Source organism: Micromonospora sp. MGP-C2, from assembly GCF_057766525.1.
This window is the reverse complement of sequence record NZ_JBYMEN010000002.1, coordinates 4,809,531-4,829,971: the sequence shown is the minus strand read 5'-3', so window position 1 is coordinate 4,829,971 and position 20,441 is coordinate 4,809,531. Positions and strand designations below refer to the sequence as shown.

Annotated in this window: 20 protein-coding genes; 13 read left to right on the top strand and 7 right to left on the bottom strand. The window is 72.1% G+C overall.

The annotated features are described in order from the left end of the window. Window positions 1-34: 34 nt before the first annotated feature. Window positions 35-370, top strand: a complete 336-nt coding sequence (locus tag AC3CF1_RS22195) for a helix-turn-helix transcriptional regulator (RefSeq protein ID WP_088951263.1) — start codon at window positions 35-37, stop codon at window positions 368-370. Between the two features lie 51 nt (window positions 371-421). Next, window positions 422-1,654: a type VII secretion-associated serine protease mycosin gene (gene mycP, locus AC3CF1_RS22190; protein ID WP_488451169.1), complete on the top strand. Its 1,233-nt coding sequence runs from the start codon at window positions 422-424 to the stop codon at window positions 1,652-1,654. Between the two features lie 80 nt (window positions 1,655-1,734). On the opposite strand, the gene AC3CF1_RS22185 is transcribed toward mycP, so the two are convergent. From AC3CF1_RS22185 to eccCa, 3 genes are all read right to left on the bottom strand, one after another. After that, entirely contained in the window at window positions 1,735-2,013 is a 279-nt protein-coding gene (locus AC3CF1_RS22185; protein WP_088951261.1) for a WXG100 family type VII secretion target, read from the bottom strand. A gap of 25 nt (window positions 2,014-2,038) precedes the next feature. Continuing rightward, window positions 2,039-2,347, bottom strand: coding sequence for a WXG100 family type VII secretion target (locus AC3CF1_RS22180; RefSeq protein WP_088951260.1), 309 nt, complete (start codon window positions 2,345-2,347; stop codon window positions 2,039-2,041). Between the two features lie 206 nt (window positions 2,348-2,553). Then, complete coding sequence (gene eccCa, locus AC3CF1_RS22175) at window positions 2,554-6,519, bottom strand: type VII secretion protein EccCa (RefSeq protein WP_354982610.1); 3,966 nt, start codon at window positions 6,517-6,519, stop codon at window positions 2,554-2,556. A gap of 165 nt (window positions 6,520-6,684) precedes the next feature. Here eccCa and eccD point away from each other — a divergent pair, with 165 nt between their 5' ends. Further along, window positions 6,685-8,082 carry a type VII secretion integral membrane protein EccD gene (eccD, locus tag AC3CF1_RS22170; RefSeq protein WP_488451168.1) on the top strand — a complete coding sequence of 466 codons (1,398 nt, stop codon included), beginning with the start codon at window positions 6,685-6,687 and terminating at the stop codon, window positions 8,080-8,082. Window positions 8,083-8,098: 16 nt separating this feature from the next. On the opposite strand, the gene AC3CF1_RS22165 is transcribed toward eccD, so the two are convergent. Further along, entirely contained in the window at window positions 8,099-9,283 is a 1,185-nt protein-coding gene (locus AC3CF1_RS22165; RefSeq protein WP_488451167.1) for a type VII secretion protein EccE, read from the bottom strand. A 160-nt stretch (window positions 9,284-9,443) separates the two neighbouring features. Between AC3CF1_RS22165 and eccB the strand changes: the two genes are divergently transcribed. From eccB to AC3CF1_RS22125, 8 genes are all read left to right on the top strand, one after another. After that, window positions 9,444-10,979: a type VII secretion protein EccB gene (gene eccB / locus AC3CF1_RS22160; protein ID WP_488451166.1), complete on the top strand. Its 1,536-nt coding sequence runs from the start codon at window positions 9,444-9,446 to the stop codon at window positions 10,977-10,979. Between the two features lie 89 nt (window positions 10,980-11,068). Continuing rightward, complete coding sequence (locus AC3CF1_RS22155) at window positions 11,069-11,437, top strand: hypothetical protein (protein WP_179781888.1); 369 nt, start codon at window positions 11,069-11,071, stop codon at window positions 11,435-11,437. Then, window positions 11,430-12,713 (top strand): WXG100 family type VII secretion target, encoded by a 1,284-nt coding sequence (locus AC3CF1_RS22150; protein WP_354982606.1) that lies wholly within the window; start codon window positions 11,430-11,432, stop codon window positions 12,711-12,713. The genes AC3CF1_RS22155 and AC3CF1_RS22150 overlap by 8 nt, the downstream gene beginning before the upstream one ends. Window positions 12,714-12,919: 206 nt before the next feature. Continuing rightward, window positions 12,920-13,276 carry a hypothetical protein gene (locus AC3CF1_RS22145; protein WP_354982605.1) on the top strand — a complete coding sequence of 119 codons (357 nt, stop codon included), beginning with the start codon at window positions 12,920-12,922 and terminating at the stop codon, window positions 13,274-13,276. 154 nt (window positions 13,277-13,430) lie between these two features. Then, window positions 13,431-14,228 (top strand): hypothetical protein, encoded by a 798-nt coding sequence (locus AC3CF1_RS22140; protein WP_488451165.1) that lies wholly within the window; start codon window positions 13,431-13,433, stop codon window positions 14,226-14,228. A gap of 33 nt (window positions 14,229-14,261) precedes the next feature. Then, window positions 14,262-14,603 carry a YkvA family protein gene (locus AC3CF1_RS22135; protein WP_488451164.1) on the top strand — a complete coding sequence of 114 codons (342 nt, stop codon included), beginning with the start codon at window positions 14,262-14,264 and terminating at the stop codon, window positions 14,601-14,603. A 31-nt stretch (window positions 14,604-14,634) separates the two neighbouring features. Next, window positions 14,635-15,042, top strand: coding sequence for a pyridoxamine 5'-phosphate oxidase family protein (locus tag AC3CF1_RS22130; protein WP_088951251.1), 408 nt, complete (start codon window positions 14,635-14,637; stop codon window positions 15,040-15,042). 268 nt (window positions 15,043-15,310) lie between these two features. After that, complete coding sequence (locus tag AC3CF1_RS22125; RefSeq protein WP_354982603.1) at window positions 15,311-15,955, top strand: C39 family peptidase; 645 nt, start codon at window positions 15,311-15,313, stop codon at window positions 15,953-15,955. 10 nt (window positions 15,956-15,965) lie between these two features. Here AC3CF1_RS22125 and AC3CF1_RS22120 read toward each other — a convergent pair whose 3' ends face one another. After that, window positions 15,966-17,366: an FUSC family protein gene (locus tag AC3CF1_RS22120; protein ID WP_355160319.1), complete on the bottom strand. Its 1,401-nt coding sequence runs from the start codon at window positions 17,364-17,366 to the stop codon at window positions 15,966-15,968. A 93-nt stretch (window positions 17,367-17,459) separates the two neighbouring features. Here AC3CF1_RS22120 and AC3CF1_RS22115 point away from each other — a divergent pair, with 93 nt between their 5' ends. Then, on the top strand, window positions 17,460-18,065 hold the full coding sequence (locus AC3CF1_RS22115) for a hemerythrin domain-containing protein (RefSeq protein WP_488451163.1): 606 nt from the start codon (window positions 17,460-17,462) through the stop codon (window positions 18,063-18,065). Between the two features lie 67 nt (window positions 18,066-18,132). Here the strand turns inward: AC3CF1_RS22115 and AC3CF1_RS22110 are convergent, their stop codons facing one another. Beyond that, entirely contained in the window at window positions 18,133-18,303 is a 171-nt protein-coding gene (locus tag AC3CF1_RS22110) for an antitoxin (RefSeq protein ID WP_370453066.1), read from the bottom strand. 225 nt (window positions 18,304-18,528) lie between these two features. Between AC3CF1_RS22110 and AC3CF1_RS22105 the strand changes: the two genes are divergently transcribed. After that, window positions 18,529-19,650, top strand: coding sequence for an AI-2E family transporter (locus AC3CF1_RS22105; RefSeq protein WP_088951247.1), 1,122 nt, complete (start codon window positions 18,529-18,531; stop codon window positions 19,648-19,650). On the opposite strand, the gene AC3CF1_RS22100 is transcribed toward AC3CF1_RS22105, so the two are convergent. Then, window positions 19,651-20,304 carry a dienelactone hydrolase family protein gene (locus AC3CF1_RS22100; protein ID WP_355160317.1) on the bottom strand — a complete coding sequence of 218 codons (654 nt, stop codon included), beginning with the start codon at window positions 20,302-20,304 and terminating at the stop codon, window positions 19,651-19,653. Between the last annotated feature and the right edge of the window lie 137 nt (window positions 20,305-20,441).

The window sequence follows — 20,441 nt, the reverse complement described above, 5'->3', positions numbered from 1 at the left end:
GGGCAGGGTCGGCATCCGGAGAGGCGGTCACACGATGACGAAGACGGCGGCGGGCGACACCGGTGGTGGGCGGAACTGGACATTCCTCACCAACCACGGGCACGTTCTGCTGGCCATCGCCCGCGACCCCACCGCCCGGTTGCGGGATGTCGCCGCCGAGGTCGGCGTGACCGAACGTGCCGCGCAGGCGATCGTCGCCGACCTGGAGGCGGGCGGATACCTGCACCGCACCCGCGTCGGGCGGCGCAACGAGTACACCCTCAACCCGTCCGGCCGGTTCCGTCATCCCGCCGAGGCCGACCGCCAGGTCGGTGCCCTGCTCGCGCTGTTCGCCGATCCGTCCACCGCGGAGGTCGGCCCCCAGGCCTGACCCTCGGTCGCCGGGCCGCTGCCCGACCGGGCACAGCGGTAATCTCTGCGGGTGCGCGAATGCCCGCCGTTGAGCGCGACCACCCTGTCCCGTCGTCCCGTCACAGCGGTCCTCAGTGGAGCGCTGGCGGCTCTGCTCGGCGCCGGCCTGGTGGCACCCACCCCGGCAGCCGCGGCAGCGCCCTCCTGCGGCCCCGCCAGCGAGGAGAGCCTGACGGAGACGCCATGGGCGTTGCGCCGACTTGAGCCGTCCTCGGCGTGGCCACTGTCCCGGGGTGCCGGCGTCACGGTGGCGGTGATCGACTCCGGGGTCTCCGCGGCCCATCCGCTGCTCAACGGTCAGGTGCTCGAAGGCCGCGACTTCAACGATCTGCCGGCCAACCAGGGCCAGTGCGACCTGGTCGGGCACGGCACGATGATCGCCGGCATCATCGCCGGCCGGGAGGGCACGGGCGTCCCGTTCAGCGGCATCGCCCCAGGTGCCCGCATCCTCCCCGTCCGGGTCCTGCCGGACCTCAAGGACACCAACGACCCCGACCTCCCCGGGCAGATCGCCGCGGCCATCGACTGGGCGGTCGAGCAGGGCGCCGACGTCATCAACCTGTCCCTGACCACCGTTCCCGGACCCGAGCTGACAGCCGCCGTCGAGCGTGCCCTGGCCAAGCGGGTGGTGCTGGTCGCCGCCGCCGGCAACCGGCAGGAGGGCCAGCAGGACAGACCGGGTTACCCGGCCGCGTACCCCGGGGTGATCGCCGTCGGTGGGGTCGACGAGCAGGGCGGTCACGTGGGCAGCTCGATCAGCGGCGACTACGTCGACATCGCCGCACCGGGGTTGAACATCATCGGGCCGGCACCACAGGGAGCCGGCTACCGCGGCGAGCCGAACGGCGGCACCAGCTACGCCGCCGCGTACGTCTCGGGGGCGGCCGCGCTGGTCCGGGCCGCATACCCGGACCTCAGTCCACAACAGATCGCCGAGCGGCTGGAACGCACGGCCGACAACCCACCGGAAGGCCACAACGCCGATATCGGCTACGGCATGGTGAATCCATACCGGGCGGTGTCGAGCCTGCTGGGCACCCGGACGAACCCGCCCGCCGGTGCCCTCCCGATGCCCCCGGCGCAGGACGACCCGCTGGGTTGGCAACGCCCCGCCGCGATCTGGGCGGCGGCGGTCGGAGGCCTGCTCACCGTGCTGCTGCTGATCGCGCGACCGATCGTCACCCGTGGTCGCCGACGGGGCTGGCGCCCGGGCCGGCGCACCGACTCAGCGGCTGCCGGCTGACCGGGCGCCGCCGCACCGAGGCCAGACACAGTGCGGCTCCGGCCCGGATCAACCGGACCGGAGCCGCCCCGCCGAATGCCTCAGCCCCACACCTTCGAGTTGCTCATCTCGGTGGTGAGGTAGTTTTCCCGGGCGATGCCGACGGCGCCGCCGATCTCGTTCAGGATGCGGTTGATGTCCTGGACCGCCGCGTCCCACTTGGCCTGGTGCTGCTCGTAGGCAACCCGGTCCTCGCCGTCCCAGTGGAGCTTGGTCAGCATCGACCGCAGCGTGTCGAGCTTCTCCTCGAGGGTCTTCGAGATGGCCTGCATCTGCTGGTTGCTGCTCTCGAGGACCGCATAGTCAACTTTGATCGTCACGATTTCCTCCTCTGCTGGCTGCGGATCACGGGTTGAGAGCAGAGTGGAACTTGTCCAGCATCTGCTGCTGCTCTTCGTCGTTGACCTGGTGCGTCGTACCCGACTTGTCGAGCAGATCGGCGATGTTGTCCATCGCCGTCAGCAGCTTGCTCGTGTCTTCGCTCCAGCGCGTCATCAGCGACTGGAAGCCCGTGGACGCCTGGCCCTTCCATGCCATCGCCAGGTCGTCGACCACGTTCCAGAGCTTCTTCAGCTCGCCGTCAACCTCGCTGCGCGTGGACCGCACGTCACTCGCGGCGGTATGCAGAGTCGCTGCTTCGACCTCGAACGCCATGCCTCACACCCTTCCGTCATGTTGTGGTGGCGGATTCGCCGCACCCCTCCCCCGCGGCAAGGCAGCAACACCCCACCGACGGACACTCCAGTGAAGACCGTAGCGGAAGCGGGCCAGCCCTCGCAGCCCTGACCGGCGACGTCCGATGGATGGTGGTGAATCGGACCTGAGCGGCCGATCACCTCGCACCGGACGGCGGACAGCGGTCAGGACGGCTCCGCCCAGGCGGTCTGGATCAGTTGCTGACCATCACGCCGTCGGACGAGGGTGCCGCGACCAGGCGGCTGCGGGCTCGGCCGCAACGTCCCGAAGACCGCGCCCTCCTCCCGGTTGCCGGACATCAGCAGGCCCGGTGAGTCCAGTTCGCGCAACCGTTGCAGCACCGGCTCGTAGAGCGCCCGGGACACCCCGCCGACCCGACGCGTGATGACCAGGTGCAGACCGATGTCGCGTGCCTGCGGCAGCAGCTCCTGCAGGGCGCTGAGCGGATTGCTGCCACCGGAGGCGACCAGGTCGTAGTCGTCCACCAGGATGTAGAGGTCGGGGCCCTTCCACCAACTGCGGTCGCGCAGCTGGGCGGTGGTCACGTCCGGGCCGGGCAGCCGGTTGGACAACGCGCTGCGGATCGAGCCGAGACCCTGCGCGAACGCCTGGTTCGACGGGGCGTAGTCCAGCAGGTGATCACCCTCGACCGCACCCAGGAGACCACGCCGGTAGTCGGCGATCACCAGGCGGGCCTGCGCCGGCGTGTACCGCTCGGTGATGCCCCGGGCGATCAACCGCAGCAGGTTGGTCTTGCCGCACTCCGCGTCGCCGAAGACCGTCAGGTGCGGCTCGTTGACCAGGTCCAGGTAGACCGGCGCGAGTGCCGACTCGTTGACACCGATCGGCAGGCCGGGCGCCGACCGGTCGATGAGCCGGGCCAGCTCGGCCACCGGAAGCCTGCGCGGCAGCAGCCGCACCTTCGGCGCCGGACGCCCCGGCCAGTTGGCCGCCACGTGCCCCGCCAGGGACAGCGACGCCTCACTCAGGTCGTCGATGTCCCGACGACCGTCGATGCGCGAGATGGCCGTGAGGAAGTGCAGCTTGTCGCGCGTCAGACCGCGACCGGGCGACTTCTCCGGCACGTTCGTCGCCGCCCGACGATCGATCTCGGACTCCGACGCGTCACCGAGGCGCAGCTCCAACTTGGTGCCGAGCAGATCCCGCATGTTGATCCGGATCTCGGCCCAGCGCACCGCCGTGAGCACCACGTGCACGCCGAAACCGAGACCCCGGTTGGCCAGTGTGGTGATCGTCTGCTCCAGCTCCTCGTACTCCTGGCGCAGCGTGTTCCAGCCGTCCACCACCAGGAACACGTCGCCGAACGGGTCGTCCGCGAACTCACCGGCGGCCCGGCGACGACGGTAGCTGGCCACCGAGTCGATGCCGTGCTGGGCGAAACGCGTCTCCCGGTCGTCCAGGACGGCGACCACCTCGGCCACCGTCCGGCGGACCGCCTCGACGTCCCGACGACCGGCGACCCCCGCCATGTGCGGCAACCGGTCGAGACTGCGCAGTGCGCCACCACCGAAGTCCAGGCAGAAGAACTGCACCTCACGCGGCGTGTGGGTGAGTGCCAGCGAGGCGAGCAGCGTACGCAGCATGGTGCTCTTGCCACTCAGTGAGCGGCCGACGATGACCACGTTGCCGCCGGCGCCGGCCAGCTCGACCATCATCGGGTCACGGCGCTGCTCGTACGGGCGGTCCACCACCCCGACCGGTACGGTCAGCCGCCCCCGCCCGGGCCAGGACGCCGTGCACAGCCCGTAGGTCGGGTCGACCGCCAGCGCGCCGAGCAACTCGCCGAGGCCCGGCGGATCGGCCAGCGGCGGCAGCCACACCTGGTGGGCGGGACGCCCTCGACCCTTGAGCTGGTCGATCAGCACGTCGAGCATCGCCACGGCCTTGCCGTCGGCCGGTTGCTCCGGCTCGGGCGTGGTGGCCACCGGCACCTGCGGGACCTGGGCCGGAACGAAGTCGAGGCCGTACGGCACGATCCGCCGCTGCACCAACGCCTGCGACGCGGAGGCCTGCTGCCCCGGCGCCCGGTACGCCCCCGACACGTACGCGGCCCGGAAGCGCAGCATCGTGCTCGTGTCGGTCTTCAGGTAACCGTGACCGGGCGCGTTCGGCAGCTCGTACGCGTCCGGGACACCGAGCACGATCCGGCTCTCCACAGCGGAGAAGGTACGCAGACCGATCCGGTACGACAGGTGCGTGTCCAGACCGCGGAGCTTGCCCTCTTCGAGTCGCTGGCTGGCCAGCAGCAGATGCACGCCGAGGGACCGGCCCAGTCGGCCGATCATCACGAACAGGTCGATGAAGTCGGGCTTGGCGGCGAGCAGCTCGCTGAACTCGTCACAGATGATCAACAGGCTGGGCATCGGGGCGAGCGGCTCGCCGGCCGCGCGGGCCTTCTCGTACTCGAAGCGGGAGACGTAGTTGCCGGCCGCCCGCAGCAACTCCTGCCGGCGCACCATCTCCCCGGCGAGCGCGTCGCGCATCCGGTCGACCAGCGGCAGCTCGTCGGCCAGGTTGGTGATGACCGCGCTGGTGTGCGGCAGCGCCTCCAACGAGGCGAACGTCGCACCGCCCTTGAAGTCCACCAGGACGAAGTTCAGCTCCTCCGACGAGTGGGTCACCGCCAACGCGGCCACCACCGTCCGGAGCAGCTCGCTCTTGCCCGACCCGGTCGCACCGATCACCAGACCGTGCGGGCCCATGCCCTCGTGCGCCGACTCCTTGAAGTCCAGCTCGACCACGTTGCCGTCCGGGCCGACACCGAGCGGGATGCGCAGCCGGTCCCGGTGGCCCCGCGGTCGCCAGGTGTTCTGGATGTCGACCGTCGCGGCGTCACCCACACCGAGCAGGTCCGGCAGCTCCATGCTGCGGGCCAGCGGCTCGTCGCTGCTGGTCTGCTGCTGGGAGAGCCGGTACGGGGCGATCTGCCGGGCCAGCCCCTCGGCGGCCTCGGCGCTGAGCTGGTCAGGTCGACCCAGCGGCGACGACGAGCTGCCCCGGACCAGGTCGAGCGAGCTTCCGTCAGCCACGTCGAGGCAGAGCAGCCAGCGGCCCGCGTCGCGCGGCACCGTCCCGGAAAGGTCGATCACTGTGGTGCCGAGCAACCCTGGCCCCACCAGTTGGCAGGTCGGTGAGACCTCCCCACCGTCGATGACCACGACCAGGTGCGCGGCGGTGGTCAGCGGCTTGGCCTCGGGGGCGAACCGGGGTCGCCCCGCCAGCTCACCGGCGAGCGCGGCCTCGGCCTCGGCCAGGCTGGCGAAGACCAACCGGCGCGCGCCGGCGGCGTCCGTACGGGCGCTGTGGTGGGCGTGTGGCAGCCACTTGACCCAGCCCCAGGACGACTGTCGGTCCGGAGCGGCGACCACCGCGACCACCAGGTCGTCCGGTGCGTGGAAGGTGGCCAGCTGCCCGAGCGCCGCCCGGGTCAGGTTGAGCACGGGCTCGCGGTCGCCACGCAGCGCCACCCGACTGAACGCGCGCACCGACAGAGCGGTCGGCAGCTCGGGCACTGTGGAGTGCGCGCGCACGAACCGGCGGAGCGCGATGGCGCTCATCGGCTCCAGGTCCTCCACCGGCTTCGTCTCCGGCGGGACGATTTCCACGGCCAGCCGCTGCGGGCCGAGGGCGATGCGGGTCTCGCCGAAGTCGTCCTCGGTGATCCGCCGCTCCCAGAGGCGGCGGGACGCCGCGATCGACCAGAGCGCGTCGGGCTCCGGGTGCCGCCAGGCCATCGCGGCCCGCTGCTGCTCGGCGGCCCGCCGGGTGCGCTTGCGCATCTGGGCCAGGTAGCGCATGTAGTCGCGGCGGTCGGCGTTCAGCTCGGCCTTGTCCTTGCCACCGCTGTTGGCGAGTGAACCGATCGCCATGCCGAGCATCGAGACGCCGAAGAGACCACCGGCGACGTACGTCATCATGCCGCCGCCCTTGCCGGCGTAGAGGAAGGCCATCGCACCGACCCCGCAGAACATCGGCAGGATCATGAGCAGCTGTCCCATGCCGCGGGGCGTCGGCTCCGGCAGCTCGGGAGGCGACTCCAGCAGCACCTCGCCGCGCGGTAAGGCGGGCCCCGGTTGACGCGGGAGCCGGCGGAACACGACAGTGCTCACGGCTGTCTCCTCCCCAGAAGCGGCCCTGATGACGTGCCGCCGCGGACCGGAGCCCGCGGGTGGGCATCGTACGTGCCCGCCATCGTAGGTAATCTGCCGTGGGCGCGGTGGACCCGGACGCAGCATCGCGGCCAGCCGATCACAGACGCACACCTGGAGGCCACTGTGGCGACGAACACGGCGACCGGTGGTCTGAGCCGGATCACCATCGTGGCTCCGCGTACCCGGATGGACCTGGCCCTGCCGTCAGACGTCCCGATGGCGGACCTGCTTCCCACCCTGCTGCGCTACGCGGGTGAGGACATGGCCGACGAGGGCGCGCGGCACGGTGGCTGGGCACTGTCCAGACTGGGCGGCGCGCCGCTGGACGGTGGGCGTACGGCTGCGCAGCTCAGTGTCCGTGACGGTGAGGTGCTCTACTTCAATCCCCGGTCCGCGGCCGCTCCGGAGATCGTCTTCGACGACGTGGTGGATGCGGTCGCCACCGCGACCAACCAGCGCCCCGGTGCCTGGCAGGTCGGTGCGACCCGATCCTTCGCGGTGGTCTTCGCGGCGGCGGCGCTCGGCGCCGGTGCGCTGGCCGCGCTCTTCGCTGGCCCGCCGCACCTGCCCGGTGCGGTCGCCGCCCTACTGGTCGCGGTGGCGTTGCTGGTGGGTGCGGCGGTGCTGTCCAGGGCCGCCGGCGACAGTCAGACCGGCGCGGTGCTGGCCATCGTCGGCCTGGTGCACGCCGCCACCGGCGGTCTGCTGCTGCTCGCCGGTGATCGGCCGCTCACCGAGCTGGCCAGCCCGCACGTGCTGCTGGCGGCGACCGCCGCGGTGGTCGCCGGGGCGGTGGCCGTGATGGCGGTCGGTGACCGGTACCCCCTCTTCTTCGCCGCGATCGGGGTGGGGGCCGCGACCGGCCTGGGCGCACTGCTCTGCCTGGTCTTCGGCCTGGACGCGCCGGCGGCCGCGGCGGTGGTGGCCGCTGTGGCGTTCGGCGTCGTGCCGGCGCTGCCGATGATGGCCTACCGGCTGGCGAGACTGCCGGTGCCGTCGATCCCGACCGGCCCGGAGGATCTGAAGACCGACACCGAGTCGGTGGACGGCCGGCAGGTGCTCCAGCGCAGCGAACGCGCCGACCAGTTCATGACCGGTCTGCTGTGGACGGTGTCGCTGCTGGTGCTGGGCGCGCAGTTCGTGCTGGCCCTCGACGGACGCCTGCCGGCGGTGCTGCTGTGCCTGGTGCTGGCCCTGCTGTCGCTTCTGCGGGCCCGACCGCTCCTGGGCCGCGCGCAGCGCACCCCGGTGCTGCTGGCGGGCACCGTCGGGCTGGGTCTGGCCGCTGCGGCCACCTTCGCCGACGGGTCGCTGTCGGTCCGGCTCGGTCTGATCCTCGGCGGGCTGGTGCTGGCCGCCGTGGTCAGCCTGATCTACGGTCTGAGCGTCGCCGGCAAGCGCATCTCGCCGGTCTGGGGCCGCCTCCTCGACATCGCCGAGATCCTGCTGATCATCGCGCTGGTCCCGCTCGCCTTCTGGGTGTGCGGCCTCTACGGCTGGATCGTCAACCTCCGGCCCTGACCGCCCGCGCCGGTCCCTACGGTTGCGGGCGGGTGGAGACCCCCAGCGCGGATGCGACCGGCGCGGTGGCGTAGACGCCCGGACCATGCTGACCGTCCAGGGGTCGGGCGGACATGCCCGTCCGATGGGCGACGTCACGTACCACCTTGACCAGCGCCTCGACGTGGTTGTCCATCGCGGCGACCCGCAGCAGCGGCGCCGCCACCCGGCCGTCCACCGACACGGTCGCGGCAACCGTGTGCGACGGCGCCGAGGTCGCGGTGATCGCGTCGACGAGCGGACCGAGTGGCGCGTCCGAACGACCCCGCAGGGTCATGCACCGGTGGGTCCAACCGCCGCCGCGCAGCCCTCGCCAGGTCTCCGTCGGCGCCTCCGGGCCCAGATCCAGACCGGCGGCCGAGACGACGGCCGCGCGCAGCTCCTCGCGACCCAGCGGCCGATGCGCCAGACCCGCGCTGGTCAGCGCCTTGCCGAGCCGACCGATCCCGGCGGCCACGGTCCGGTGTACGCCGGGCAGCCCGCCACCCCGGCTCACCGCCTCGACCCGCGCGTCGCTGACGGTGAGCCGCAGCGCCACCCAGACGGTCCGGTGAGCCGCTGGCGGCGCACCGGGCGCCGGGTACCAGACCAGGGTGTGTGCGACGACCTGGGCCCGGGACACGGGGGCGCTGAAGTCCGTGAGCACTCCCAAAACCCGATCCACGGTTGAAGCGTGTGCCGAGCCGACCGTCGTACCGCTGGCGGACTGCAACGCGACAGCGGCGAACCACCCCTGAGCGTCCTGCCCGATGCCGAGCCGGGTGCCCCGGTCGGTCAACTCGATGAAGCTCAACTCGGGGGCGAGTGCGACCAACCGCGGGTCGGTGGCCGTGCCGCCGGCCAGCGCCGCCGACGCGCGCTCACCACGACGTCGCATCCGCCGGCGCAGCAGCAGGTCCTCGAACCACCAGCGGCCACCCCTGCGGGCGAAGGCCGCCAGGACGACCAGCACTGCCGCGCCGCCCGCCACGGCGAGCACCCAACCGGGCCCGGCCGACGCGGCCCAGACGCCGACCGCGCACAACTCCAACAACACGAGCTGCCCGACCAGCACCGGGCCGACCCGTCCACGGCCGGGCCGATCGGTCGGCGGCGTCGACCGCGTCGCAACGGTGGACGGGTCCGTGGCCGCTCGAGCGGGTCGTGCCTGAACCTGCGTCATCGCTGACTGTCCCTCCTGCACGTACGACTCTGCGCCGGGTCGGTCCGGTGCCGGCCACGAACGGTGGTCCCGAGGAACCCCGGTCGGCCCCTTATCGTAGGGAAGCCCGCGACGGCACCCCGACCTGATCGTCGCGGATCCACCCCGCCGGAGGTAAGTCATGCGGACCCGCCGCGATCAGGTGCAGGCGTACCGCTTCGTCACCCGCCGGATCGTCTCCGCGTTGCTGTCGGGCGATCCGGAGACCACCAACCTGCCGATGCGGCGGCTCGGCATGGCCGTCTTCGGCAGTGTCATCACCGCGGCCGTCGTGCTCGGTGGCGTCGGCGCCTACGGCCAGCTGACCGGGAACACCGCGCCGCTGAACGACCAGACCCTGGTCATCGAACGGGAGACCGGCGCGACGTACGTCTTCATGAGCGGGCAGCTGCATCCGACGCTCAACTACGCGTCGGCCCGCCTGATCCTCGACAAGCCCGACGCCGAGGTGCGGACGATGTCCCAGGCGGCACTGCGGGACCGTCCACGCGGGTTGACCCTCGGCATCGTCGGGGCGCCGGACGCTCTGCCGGACCGCAAGTCGCTGACCGGCCTGCCCTGGTCGGTCTGCGACGTGCCCGATCCGGTCGACCCGCAGCGCTCCCGCACCCGGGTGGTGATCGACCGGGCGCTGCCCGGCGGTGTGCCGCTGGGCGACCGGGCGGTGCTGGTCGTGGTGGACGATCAGAAGTACCTGGTCACCAACAACATCCGACTCCAGGTGCTCGGCGGTGACCAGACGATCACGGCGTTGAAGTTGCCCGGCGCCGCACAGTTGCGGGTCGGGCAGCAACTGCTCAACGCCGTACCGGCCGGGCCACCGCTGCGCAAGCCGTCGCTGGCCGGCGAGGGCGAGTCCAGCACCCGGATGGTGGCCGGCCGACCGGCCACCATCGGTCAGGTGTTCAGCGCGGCCGGGCGGCACTACGTGCTCACCCGGGAGGGCCTCGCGTCGATCAGTGAGATCACCGCCCTGCTGATGGTCGGCGGCGGCGGTCAGATCACCGACATCACACCCAACCAGGCGGGCGAGCTGTATGTCGAGCAGCGGGTCGAGGAGGAGGGGCTGCCGAAGACGATGCCCGCCTTCCACCCGGCCACGTCGGGTCGGACCGCCCTCTGCGCGACCTACCGGGCGAGCAGTTCCGGCGGCCCTCCCACCACGACCCTGGAGGTCTTCGACCGGGTGCCGAACGAGCTGACCGCGACCGATCCGGGCGCGGTGCCGGTGCCACAGACCAGGCGGGACGCCGTACGCACCGCCGAGGCGGTGCTGCTGCCCGGCGGCAAGGGCGTCATCGCGCAGGCCTCGCCGGGTGCCGGGACCAGCGGTTCCGGTGCCGCCGGTTCGACGATCTACCTGATCAGCCCACAGGGCATCCGATACCCGCTCGGCTCGGAGGCGACGCTGGGGGTGCTCGGTTACGGCGGGGTCACTCCGCTCGCGGTGCCCGGTTCGCTGCTCGCACTGATCCCGACCGGGCCCACCCTGAAGCGTGAGGACGCGCTCTCGGTCTTCTCGCCCGACGGGTCGGCGGCGGACGCATCTCCGGCCGGACCGGCGCCGTCTCCTCCGACGAACGGCGCGGCGCCGCCGACCGGTGGGGCGGGCGGCGGGACGCCGACGGCGTCGGGATCGACGGGGGCCGACGGCTGAGCAGCCGTGACGGGTCGCCCCGTGTCGCAGTGGTGGACTAACCTGAGTGTCGCTGACGGTTGTCAACCAGAACGACGGGGATGTTTGCCATGACCGGGCGTACGGAAGTCGACCTGCTGTCCCTTGAGGACTTCCACCTGCATCTGGCATCGCGGTTGAGCCAGGTGGAGTCGGTGCTGCGCAAGCTCAACACCGAGATGCAGTGCCGCCCACCAGCGTTGGGTTCGTTCTTCGACGCCACCGACAAGGCACGCCGCTACAGCGAGGTCCACCAGTCCTATGTCGACCAGGCTGAGCGCGTGCGGCAGGCGGTGCTGGCGGCACAGCAGGCGACCAGCACGATCCTGAGCAACTACCGCACCGCCGAGGCGCGAAACGCGGCCAACGCCACCGATGTCACCGCCGCGCTGACCGGGGTCGACCGGGCGTTGCAGCCGAAGGAGGACGGGCGTGTCTGACTACACCCACCGCTACCAGGGCAGCAGCCACCAGCAGCTCTATGACGGTGTGATGGCCGGCCAGCCGGAGCAGATCGAGGGTGTGGCCGCCCAGTGGGCCGAGCTCAAGGGGATCCTGGACGGTCTCAGCCGGGAGCTGAGCGGCGACCTGGAGAAGCTCGGCAACACCTGGACGGGCTCGGCCGGTCGTGAGTTCCACCGGCGACTCAGCCTGATCGTCGCCCACTCCGACGCGCTGAGCGACGGGATGTCCGGCGTCAAGCAGGGGCTGACCATGATGGCCGACCATCTGCGCACGGCCCGCAAGCAGGCCGAGAGCCCGGAGGAGACCGACGACAACGACAAGGCGTTGTCCGGTGCGGCCAAGGGTGCCATCACCTTCGGTCTGCCGGGCGCCGTGGTCATGGGCCTCGCGGGTCACCAGCAGGACAAGGAAGAGCAGGAGAAGGCCCACCAGCGGATGGTGAACCTGGTGGCCAAACTGGCCGACGGTTACGAGATCTCCGCCTACGACCGCGTGGTCGACCCTCCCCTGCCGGACCCAGACACTCCCGACACGGTCAGCAAGGACCCGACGTCCCCTCGCAGCGTTCCGAGCATCGCCGCGGCGACCGCCGGTCCCAGCAGCACCGGCGTCACCGCGCACACCGGCAGCGCGACCATCGTGCGGCCCGACCGCGCCGCCGCGCCGCCGGTCACCGGCGGCGGCTCGTACCCCGAGCAGGGCGTCCCCGGCACCGGTGGGGCGCCGACCGTCGGCAGCGGCACGATCGGCGTCGGCAGCGATGTCGATGTCCGCGGCACCTCACTCGCCGGGGCAGACCCGCTGGTCGGCGGCGCGTTGGTCGCTGGTGGTGCCGCCGGGCTGGCTGGTCTGTCCGGGCCGACCACCGTGACCGCTGGCGCCGGCACCGGCCCCGGTCTGCTCTACGGCGCGCAGGGTGGGGCACCGGCCGGTGGGGTCCTCCGCACCGCCGCGCTCGCCAGTTCGGGCAGCACGCCCACCACGTCGGCTCGCCCGACGGGTGCGGCCACCCCGGCAGACAGTCGCTCCGCCAGCGGGATCGGGCGCAGCATCGACGGCCAGCGTGGCGGTCGTGCAGGCGCGACCGGCAGCGGCCGCGGGGCAGGCGGCAGCGGTTCCGGCGTGCTCGGAGGGCGGGGTCGGCCTCAGGAGGACGACTCCGATGAGCGGCTGACCTGGTTGACCGAGGACGAGATGGTGTGGCGCGACGGCGACAACGCCGCCCCGCCTGTGCTCGGCGCCAGCGACTGACCGCGATCCGCCACTGGCGGGCAGTCGCCCCCGGTGCTGCCGGACGAACGACACGGGGTTCCCCCGACCGGACCAGCTCCGGCCGGGGGCGCCGCTTTTCCCGGGCCTCGATATGCGACGTCCACAGTGCGCATGGTGGTGGCGGTCACGGCAGAACCGGCGGTCGCCGTGCTGCGATGCGCCGGGTCGGGCGATAGGTTGGTCGGGTGTCGTCCGCAGCCTGTGTCCGCCCAGCCCGGTGGGCTGTGCTGCGGTCACTGCGCGAGATGACCCGACTGGCGATCACCGCGCTGGTGCTCGCGGTCGGCCTCGGTGGCGCTCTCGCCGCGACCTCACCGCCCGCCCCGTCGTCTGCGCGACCGAGCGCCGTGAGCAGCCGGGTGGCCACCGTCCGCCCCGATGCCGTGCCGGCCGCCGAGCGCGCGGGCCAGCCCGCCGCCCCGCCTACCGGCGCGGTCGACACCATCGCCGCACCCGGTCCGGTCACTGCGGTCCCGGGGCACGCGCCGGCCATCGATCCCGGCCGTGGCACCCCGGCGCGGCGCGGCCCGCCCACCCGCTGATCCAGGCCCGGCTATCCCCGGGGCCCGGTTGCGGGTGATCCGTCGCGGCACCTGAGTCGCCGCCTACGGCACGATCCCACCTCCCGGCCGACCGGCGCCGTCGGGCTCCTCCTGACACCCGTCGATACCCGCCTTCGAGCGCGAGGTGCTGATCATGCAAACCGTCCTCTCCGCCGTCCTGCCCGACCTGTCCCGAGCCGCCGTCATCTGGCTGAGCCTGCTCGGGGTGGTCGCTGTCGCTGTCGCCGCTCTCCTGCTGCGGCCCGGTCGACTTCGCCTCGACCCGGTCGCCCGGATCCGTCGCGCGGCCATGCCGAGCCAACTCGAACACGCGCAGGAGGAACGGGAGCAGAGCCGCTACGCGCAGGAGGTCGCGGTGGCCGCGGAGCGGGCCACCACCACCGCGCAGCGCCGTCGGGCGGAGTGGGTGGCAGCGCAGGAGGCGGTGGAGGCAGCCTGGCAGACGTACGAGGTGGCCGAAGCGGCCGTACGACGGCTCGCCGCCGCGGCCGCGATGCCGCTGCCGCACACCGCCCGGACCCCAGCGGAGTACGTGGATCGTGAGCGCTACCTGCACCGTGCCGCCCTCGATGCGTACTGGCGGCGGGAGTTGTCGGTGGAGCAGCTCAGTGAGGTCTTCGCGCACCGGGACGGCTGGGACCCGCGGTTGCACCCGGTCGAGCAGGAGCTGGTGCTGCAACGGGCGATCCGCGACAACCTGGCGGCCCGGCACGCCGCCGCCCGTGAGCAGGAGCAGGTTGCCTGGCGGGCGGCGGAGTTGGCAGTGGCGGCGGCCCGCAGTCTGCGCGAGGAGGCCCACGCTGCCACCGGACGGCGGGTCGCGGAGTCGGCGTCGGTGTTGCCGCTCAGCGAGGTTGCCCGGCCGGCAGTCGACCAGACCCGGGAGAACAAGGTGATCGCTCGCGGTCGGGCAACGGTGGCCGCGTTCTGAGCCGTACGGCGTCGGGTGGGTTAGCGTGACGGCATGTCCCGACAGGCGTGGGTGCTCGTGGTGGTCGCCGGCATCCTGGCGATCGCCACACTGGTCGGTGCCGTGGTGCTCGCGGTGCGGCTGGTGCGTACGCGACGAATGTTGACCGGGCTCGGCGCGGGCGGCAAGTTCGCCTTCTACGGGGCGCTGATCTACACAATCTTCCCGGTCGACGTGCTCCCGGACCCGATCTACCTGGATGACATGGGTGTCCTGGCCGCCGCGCTGATCTACCTCACCCGGCTGGTGCACCAACGCCGGGCGGCCGGTCGACAGCTGCCCGGTCAGCCGGACGCCCTGCCGGATCGGGACCACGCCCACCGTCGCGTGCCATGATCGGGGTCGGTTCGGCGGACAGGGGACGGGCATGGCGGGCGATCATCGACTGGATGTGCGCGATGAGCGCGTTGTCGCCTTCTGCGCGGAGCGGCACCTCGCGACGCTGACCACCCTGCGCGCCGACGGCACCCCGCACGTCGTACCGGTAGGGGTCACCCTCGACCCGGCGGCCGGGCTGGCCCGGGTGATCACCTCCGGCGCGTCCCGCAAGGCCCGTCAGGTGGCCGCTGCGGGCCCGGCGGGCGCGGCGGTGGCCGTGTGCCACGTGGATGGCCGCCGCTGGCTGACGATCGAGGGCCGCGCGGTCCTGCGGTCGGATCCCGCCTCCGTGGCGGAGGCCGAGCGTCGCTATGCGGAGCGGTATCGGACCCCCCGTCCGAATCCCGAGCGGGTCGTCATCGAGATCACCGTGACCCGACTCCTGGGGAGCCTCTGACCCCGACCGTGTAACGGGTCGTCCGGACGGGTCACGGTCAGCGCAGCCCGACTCGCCGGAATCCCTCCCGGCCGGCAGCCGTTGCACCTGATCGCGACGCCCGCGCCCGCGGGCGGCGGAATGCCGGCCGGAGCAGGGCTGTTACGTCCCCGGTACGCCAGTGGCCCAGACCGCCGCTGGTCGTCGCCCCCGTGATGAGCCGAGCGCCATTCCCGGTGCTGCGCCCTCCGCCTGTCGGAGGCGTCAACCCCCGAACGGAGACTCGACCATGAACCCGATCGTCCAGAAGAGCGGTCTGTCCGTCGTCGGCCTGCTCGTCGCCGGCGGTTGCGCCCTCGGCCCCGCGGTGGCCGCCCAGGCCGCCCCGGCGCCTACGGCGTCGACCTCGTCGAGCCAGACGCAGCGCTCCGCCGAGCGGGTCCTCGGCATCGACTACCAGGCCCAGCCCAACTTCTACTACTGCGGCCCGGCCGCGACCCGGATCGCCTTGTCCGCCCAGGGCAAGGCGCTCTCCCAGGACGAGGTGGCCAAGCTGCTCGGCACCACCGAGGCCGGCACCGCCTCGGCCCTGGACACCACCCGGGTGCTGAACGAACTGACCGGTGGCAAGTACCGGACCACCGAGATTCGTGACTCCGTGGCCCGGCCCGACCAGGTCGAGCAGTTGCGTCGGGACGTACTGGCCGCGGTGGACGCCGGCCGGCCGGTGGTGGCCAACATCAAGGGCACGACCGTCGACACCGACGGCAACCCGCACTCGTACGAGGGTGGCCACTACCTGACGCTCGTCGGCTACCGCGACGGTGGGGACAGCATCCGGGTCGCCGACCCGGCCGACCCGACGCTGGGCGAGTACTGGATGAGCCTGCCGAAGGTCGCCAACTGGATCGCCGAGCGCGGTTACTCCTCCTGATCTGACGGTGTCACCGGGCCGGTCTCCCCAGCGGGGAGGCCGGCCCGTTCGCCATCCGAATCCGGGCGGCCAGGTGCGCGCGCCGACGAGCTCGCAGGGCCCGCGTCGGCCGGACTCGGTGCAGTTGTCGCCGGACCAGCGGGTGCACTGCCGCTTCACCGGCGCCGGCGGCCCTCCGCACGATCCGGTTGGCGTCGTCGGGTGCACAACCGCACGCCCGGAGCAGGTCGCTGGCCGCGGTACGCAGCCCGGTGACCAGGGACTCGCCGAACGATTTGACCCCACTCGCAGCAGCGTGCCCGGCCAACTCGGCACACTCCTCGATCAACCGGAGAGTACGTCGTGGGTCGTCGCCGACCCGGCACTCCGTACGCATCTCCGCCACCGCCTGACCCAACCGGTTCATCGCGTCCGGCAGCTGCGGCGGGATCGGCTCGTCGTACTGGAGGGCGGTCGACGACCAGCGGGCCAGGGCGCGGGTGTCCAGCAGCAGCCGTTCGAGGTGATCCGCGCTGCGGGCGTACCGGTGGTACTGCTCGCGGCGGTGCCAGCGGACCGGGGCGAGCGTCACCACCTCCTCCGCCCCGCTCAACGCGTCGTGCAGCCTGCTGACGTCGTCCTCGGTGCCCCGCAGCCGATCGAGGACGCGGAGCGTCCGGTCCCCGTCGCGGTCCCGCAACCCCTGCGCCAGCTCGGCGAGCTGCTCGCAGAGAACCGCGAAGATCGGCGCTGCGGCGCGGTCCAGGACCCGCATCGGGTTCACCGGCAACAACAGCGCGACCACCACCAGACCGACCGCCCCGCCGACGAGCGCGTCGAAGATCCGGGGTAGCTCCAGGCCACGTTCCATCGGGGCCAGCGTGGCGATCAGCACGGCGGTACCGCCGGCCTGACCCACCAGCGGACCGCCCCTCCCGGCCACCAGCAAGGCGACGGCGATGGCCAGGGCGACCACCACACCGGTCTGCCACGGACCGTTGCCGAGCAGGAAACGCAGGGTGTCGCCGATGATGATGCCCAGGGCCACGCCACCCAGCAGCTCGAACGTGCGTCGGGCCCGCTGCCCGATGGCGGTGGCGATCGTACCGACGGCGGCTGCGGGTGCGAAGACGTGCGATCCCTGCCCGAGCAGCTTCTGGGCGAGCAGGGCAGCGATCGCTGCGGCCAGCCCCGCCTGGATGGAGATCACCAGGGTGACCTCCCACTGGCGAGCCCGGATTCGGCCGGCCTGCCCGCCCCGGTGTCGTGCCCGCTGGACGGCCTGACCGCTCCGCTCGGCAGCCTCGTCGAACCGCGACCGCTCGCGGTCGGCGGGTGCGCGGTCGTCGGCCATGGCGGCGCTTACCCCGGTCACGGCGGGGCAGTCGTGCCGATCCGGCATCACCGCCACCGCTGGCACCACCTGGACCATGCAACGCATCGTCGGCCATGGGTTTGTGCAGCCCCGTGGGGGTACCTGGGCCTCACACCTCCCACCGATCCGCAACCGGTAAGGGGCCGTGACATGAGCAACCCGCAGAACGACGACGACCACGACGTCGTCGACATCCTGGTCGCCGACCATCGTGAGGTCGAGGCCCTCTTCGTCGAGTTGGAGACCGGACAGGGCAGCCTCGAACACCGCCGCCAACTCGTCGACGTCGTGATCGCCGAGCTCGTCCGCCACTCGGTCGCCGAGGAGGCGTACGTCTATCCGATCGCCCGTAAGGCGCTGCCCGACGGCAATGAGATCGCCGACCGCGAGACAGCGGAGCACACCGACGCCGAACGGACCATGAAGGAACTGGAGTCCGTCGACCCGTCCGACCCGCGCTTCGACGAGTTGCTCGCCCACCTGATGAGCACGATCCGCGACCACGTACGCGAGGAGGAGAACGAACTCTTTCCCCGGCTGCGCGCGGCGACCGCCCGGGAGGAGCTGATCGAGGTCGCCGACAAGGTGACCGCGGTCAAGGAGATCGGCCCGACCCGCCCGCACCCGGGAAAACCGCACCACCCGCCGGCGAACAAGCTGCTCGCACCGGGCATCGGTCTGGTGGACCGGCTGCGCGACGCGTTGAGCGGCCGGCCCACCTCGACGGACGAGTTGCGCGAGGAGCAGCAGCGCTGACCGGTGCATCCACACAGAACGCTCCCGGGTCGCCGACGGCGCGGCGACCCGGGAGGCGTCTGGCGAATCAACGGACCTGGTCGCCCTCACCGGTGCGCGCCTGGGCCTGGTCGACACCCTTGTCGATCTTGTCGTCGTACTTACCGCCGGTGCGCTTGTCGGCCATGTCGCCGGCCTTCTCCGCACCCTGGTCGACCTGCTTGTCGTGCTTGTCCGCGAAGTCCTTGGCCTTGTCCATGAAATCACCCACGGTGCTCCTCCTCCGGTCCGGTTGCTCCTGATTGCGTTCCCTTGGGCGGACAGCGCAAACGCCGTCGTCCCGGACGCGGTTGGCGAACATCCACCCGGGGCACACCGAGCGGCGTACGATCCGCGCGGGCAGCGGCCAGCGCGCAGTTGGAGCGATACGGGTGTCGGCGCAGGACCGGCTGGGTACCGACTCGCCGAGATCGAGGAGGCCGACATGGCGGCAGAGGATCCCGGAGCGACAACGGATCCCGGAGCGACAACGAGCGGCGCCGGGCCGCGCCAGTCGTGGGCGGCGCTGCCCTGGCTGGTCCGAACCGCGGTGTTGTGGAGCGCCTGCCTGGTGGTGATCGTCGCCGGGCTCTACCTGCTGGGCAAGATCGCCGTCCTGCTGGCGCCGCTGGCCATCGCGCTGGCCGCCACCATCTTCCTCACCGCGTTGCTCGACCCGGTGCTGCTCCTGCTGCGTCGGCTGCGTCTGCCGTCGGCACTGGCCGCGCTGTGCACCGTACTTCTGCTGCTCGGCATCCTGGTCGGCGTCGGCGCGTTGGTGTGGAACCTGACCGCCAGTCAGTTCGACCAGCTCAGTCAGGAGTTGACGCAGGGCGTCGAGCGCAGTCGGGACTTCGTGACGTCGACGCTGCCGGTGACCGAGGCGCAGCTGGACCGGCTGGTGGACCAGGCGCGGCAGGGGCTCAGCGGCAGCTCGCCGGACCCGGTGGCGGGCGCCCGGACGGCCACCGAGGTGTTCGGTTCCGCACTGCTCGCCCTGGTGCTGCTCTTCTTCCTGCTCAAGGATGGCCGGTCGATGTGGCACTGGCTGGTGTCCCGGATGTCCGGCGCGACCCAGCCCGTGATGGCCGAGGCCGGCCGGGCCGGGTGGCAGACCCTTGGTGCGTACAGCCGGGGCACCATGTTGATCGCCGCGATCGACGCGCTCGGCATCGGGCTGGCTCTGGTGGTGCTGCGGGTGCCGTTGGCCCTGCCGCTGGCGCTGATCACCTTCCTCGGCGGGTTCGTGCCGATCATCGGTGCGACGGTGGCCGGTGCGGTGGCGGTGCTGGTGGCGCTGGCCGCGAACGGCCCCACCACCGCTCTGCTCACCCTCGCCGCGGTGATCGCGGTGCAGCAGATCGAGGGCAACCTGCTGGAGCCGCTGGTGATGAAACGGCAGGTACGGCTGCACCCGGCGGTGATCCTGGTGGCGGTCACGGCCGGCACGCTGATCGCCGGGATCGCGGGCGCCTTCGTCAGTGTCCCGATCACCGCCGTCCTCTGGCGCGTCATCGACACCGTCCAACAGCGCCGCGCGACCTCGGCTCTCGTGCCGGCGGAGTGATCACCGGCTGAGATGTGTGGTGAACCAGGTGCCAGCCTGGTCGGCGACCTGTTCCAGGGTGCCGGGCTCCTCGAAGAGGTGGGTGGCGCCGGGGATCACCCGCAGCTCGCCGATCTCCCCCATCTCGGCCAGCGCCCGCTCGTTGAGCGTGATCACTTCCTCGTCCAGGCCGCCGACCAGGAGCAACGTGGGCGTACGCACCTGCGCCAGTGCTTCCTCGGCCAGGTCCGGTCGGCCGCCCCGGCTGACCACGGCACCCACCCGATCCGCCCGGGACGACGCCGCGACGAGTGCGGCGGCGGCCCCGGTGCTTGCGCCGAACAGCCCGATGGGCACGTCACCGGCGGGGCGTTGCACCGCCAACCAGTCGACGATCCCGGCCAGTCGACTGGCCAGCAGCCCGATGTCGAACCGGAGTTCCGCGGTGCGCGCGTCCACCTCGTCCTCGGTCGGCGTGAGCAGGTCCACCAGCACCGTGCCGAGCCCCCGATCGTTCAGCGCACCGGCCACCGCCACGTTGCGCGGGCTGTGCCGGGAACTGCCGCTGCCGTGTGCGAACAGCACGACACCGACGGGTTGAGCGGGCAGCACCAGGTCAGCGGGAAGTTGGGCGTCGCCGACCGGAATGGCCACCGTGCTGCGTTGCTCGTCCATGCCCCACCTCCGTGAGTTCGCCTACGGGCCGGATTACCCCGCCGGCCGCGCCGCACGCACGCCGACGGCCGCGCCGGCGGGCCGCGTTTGCCCAAAGGGGCGCCGGGTACGCGACGAGTGACCGCAGACCGTGTCGG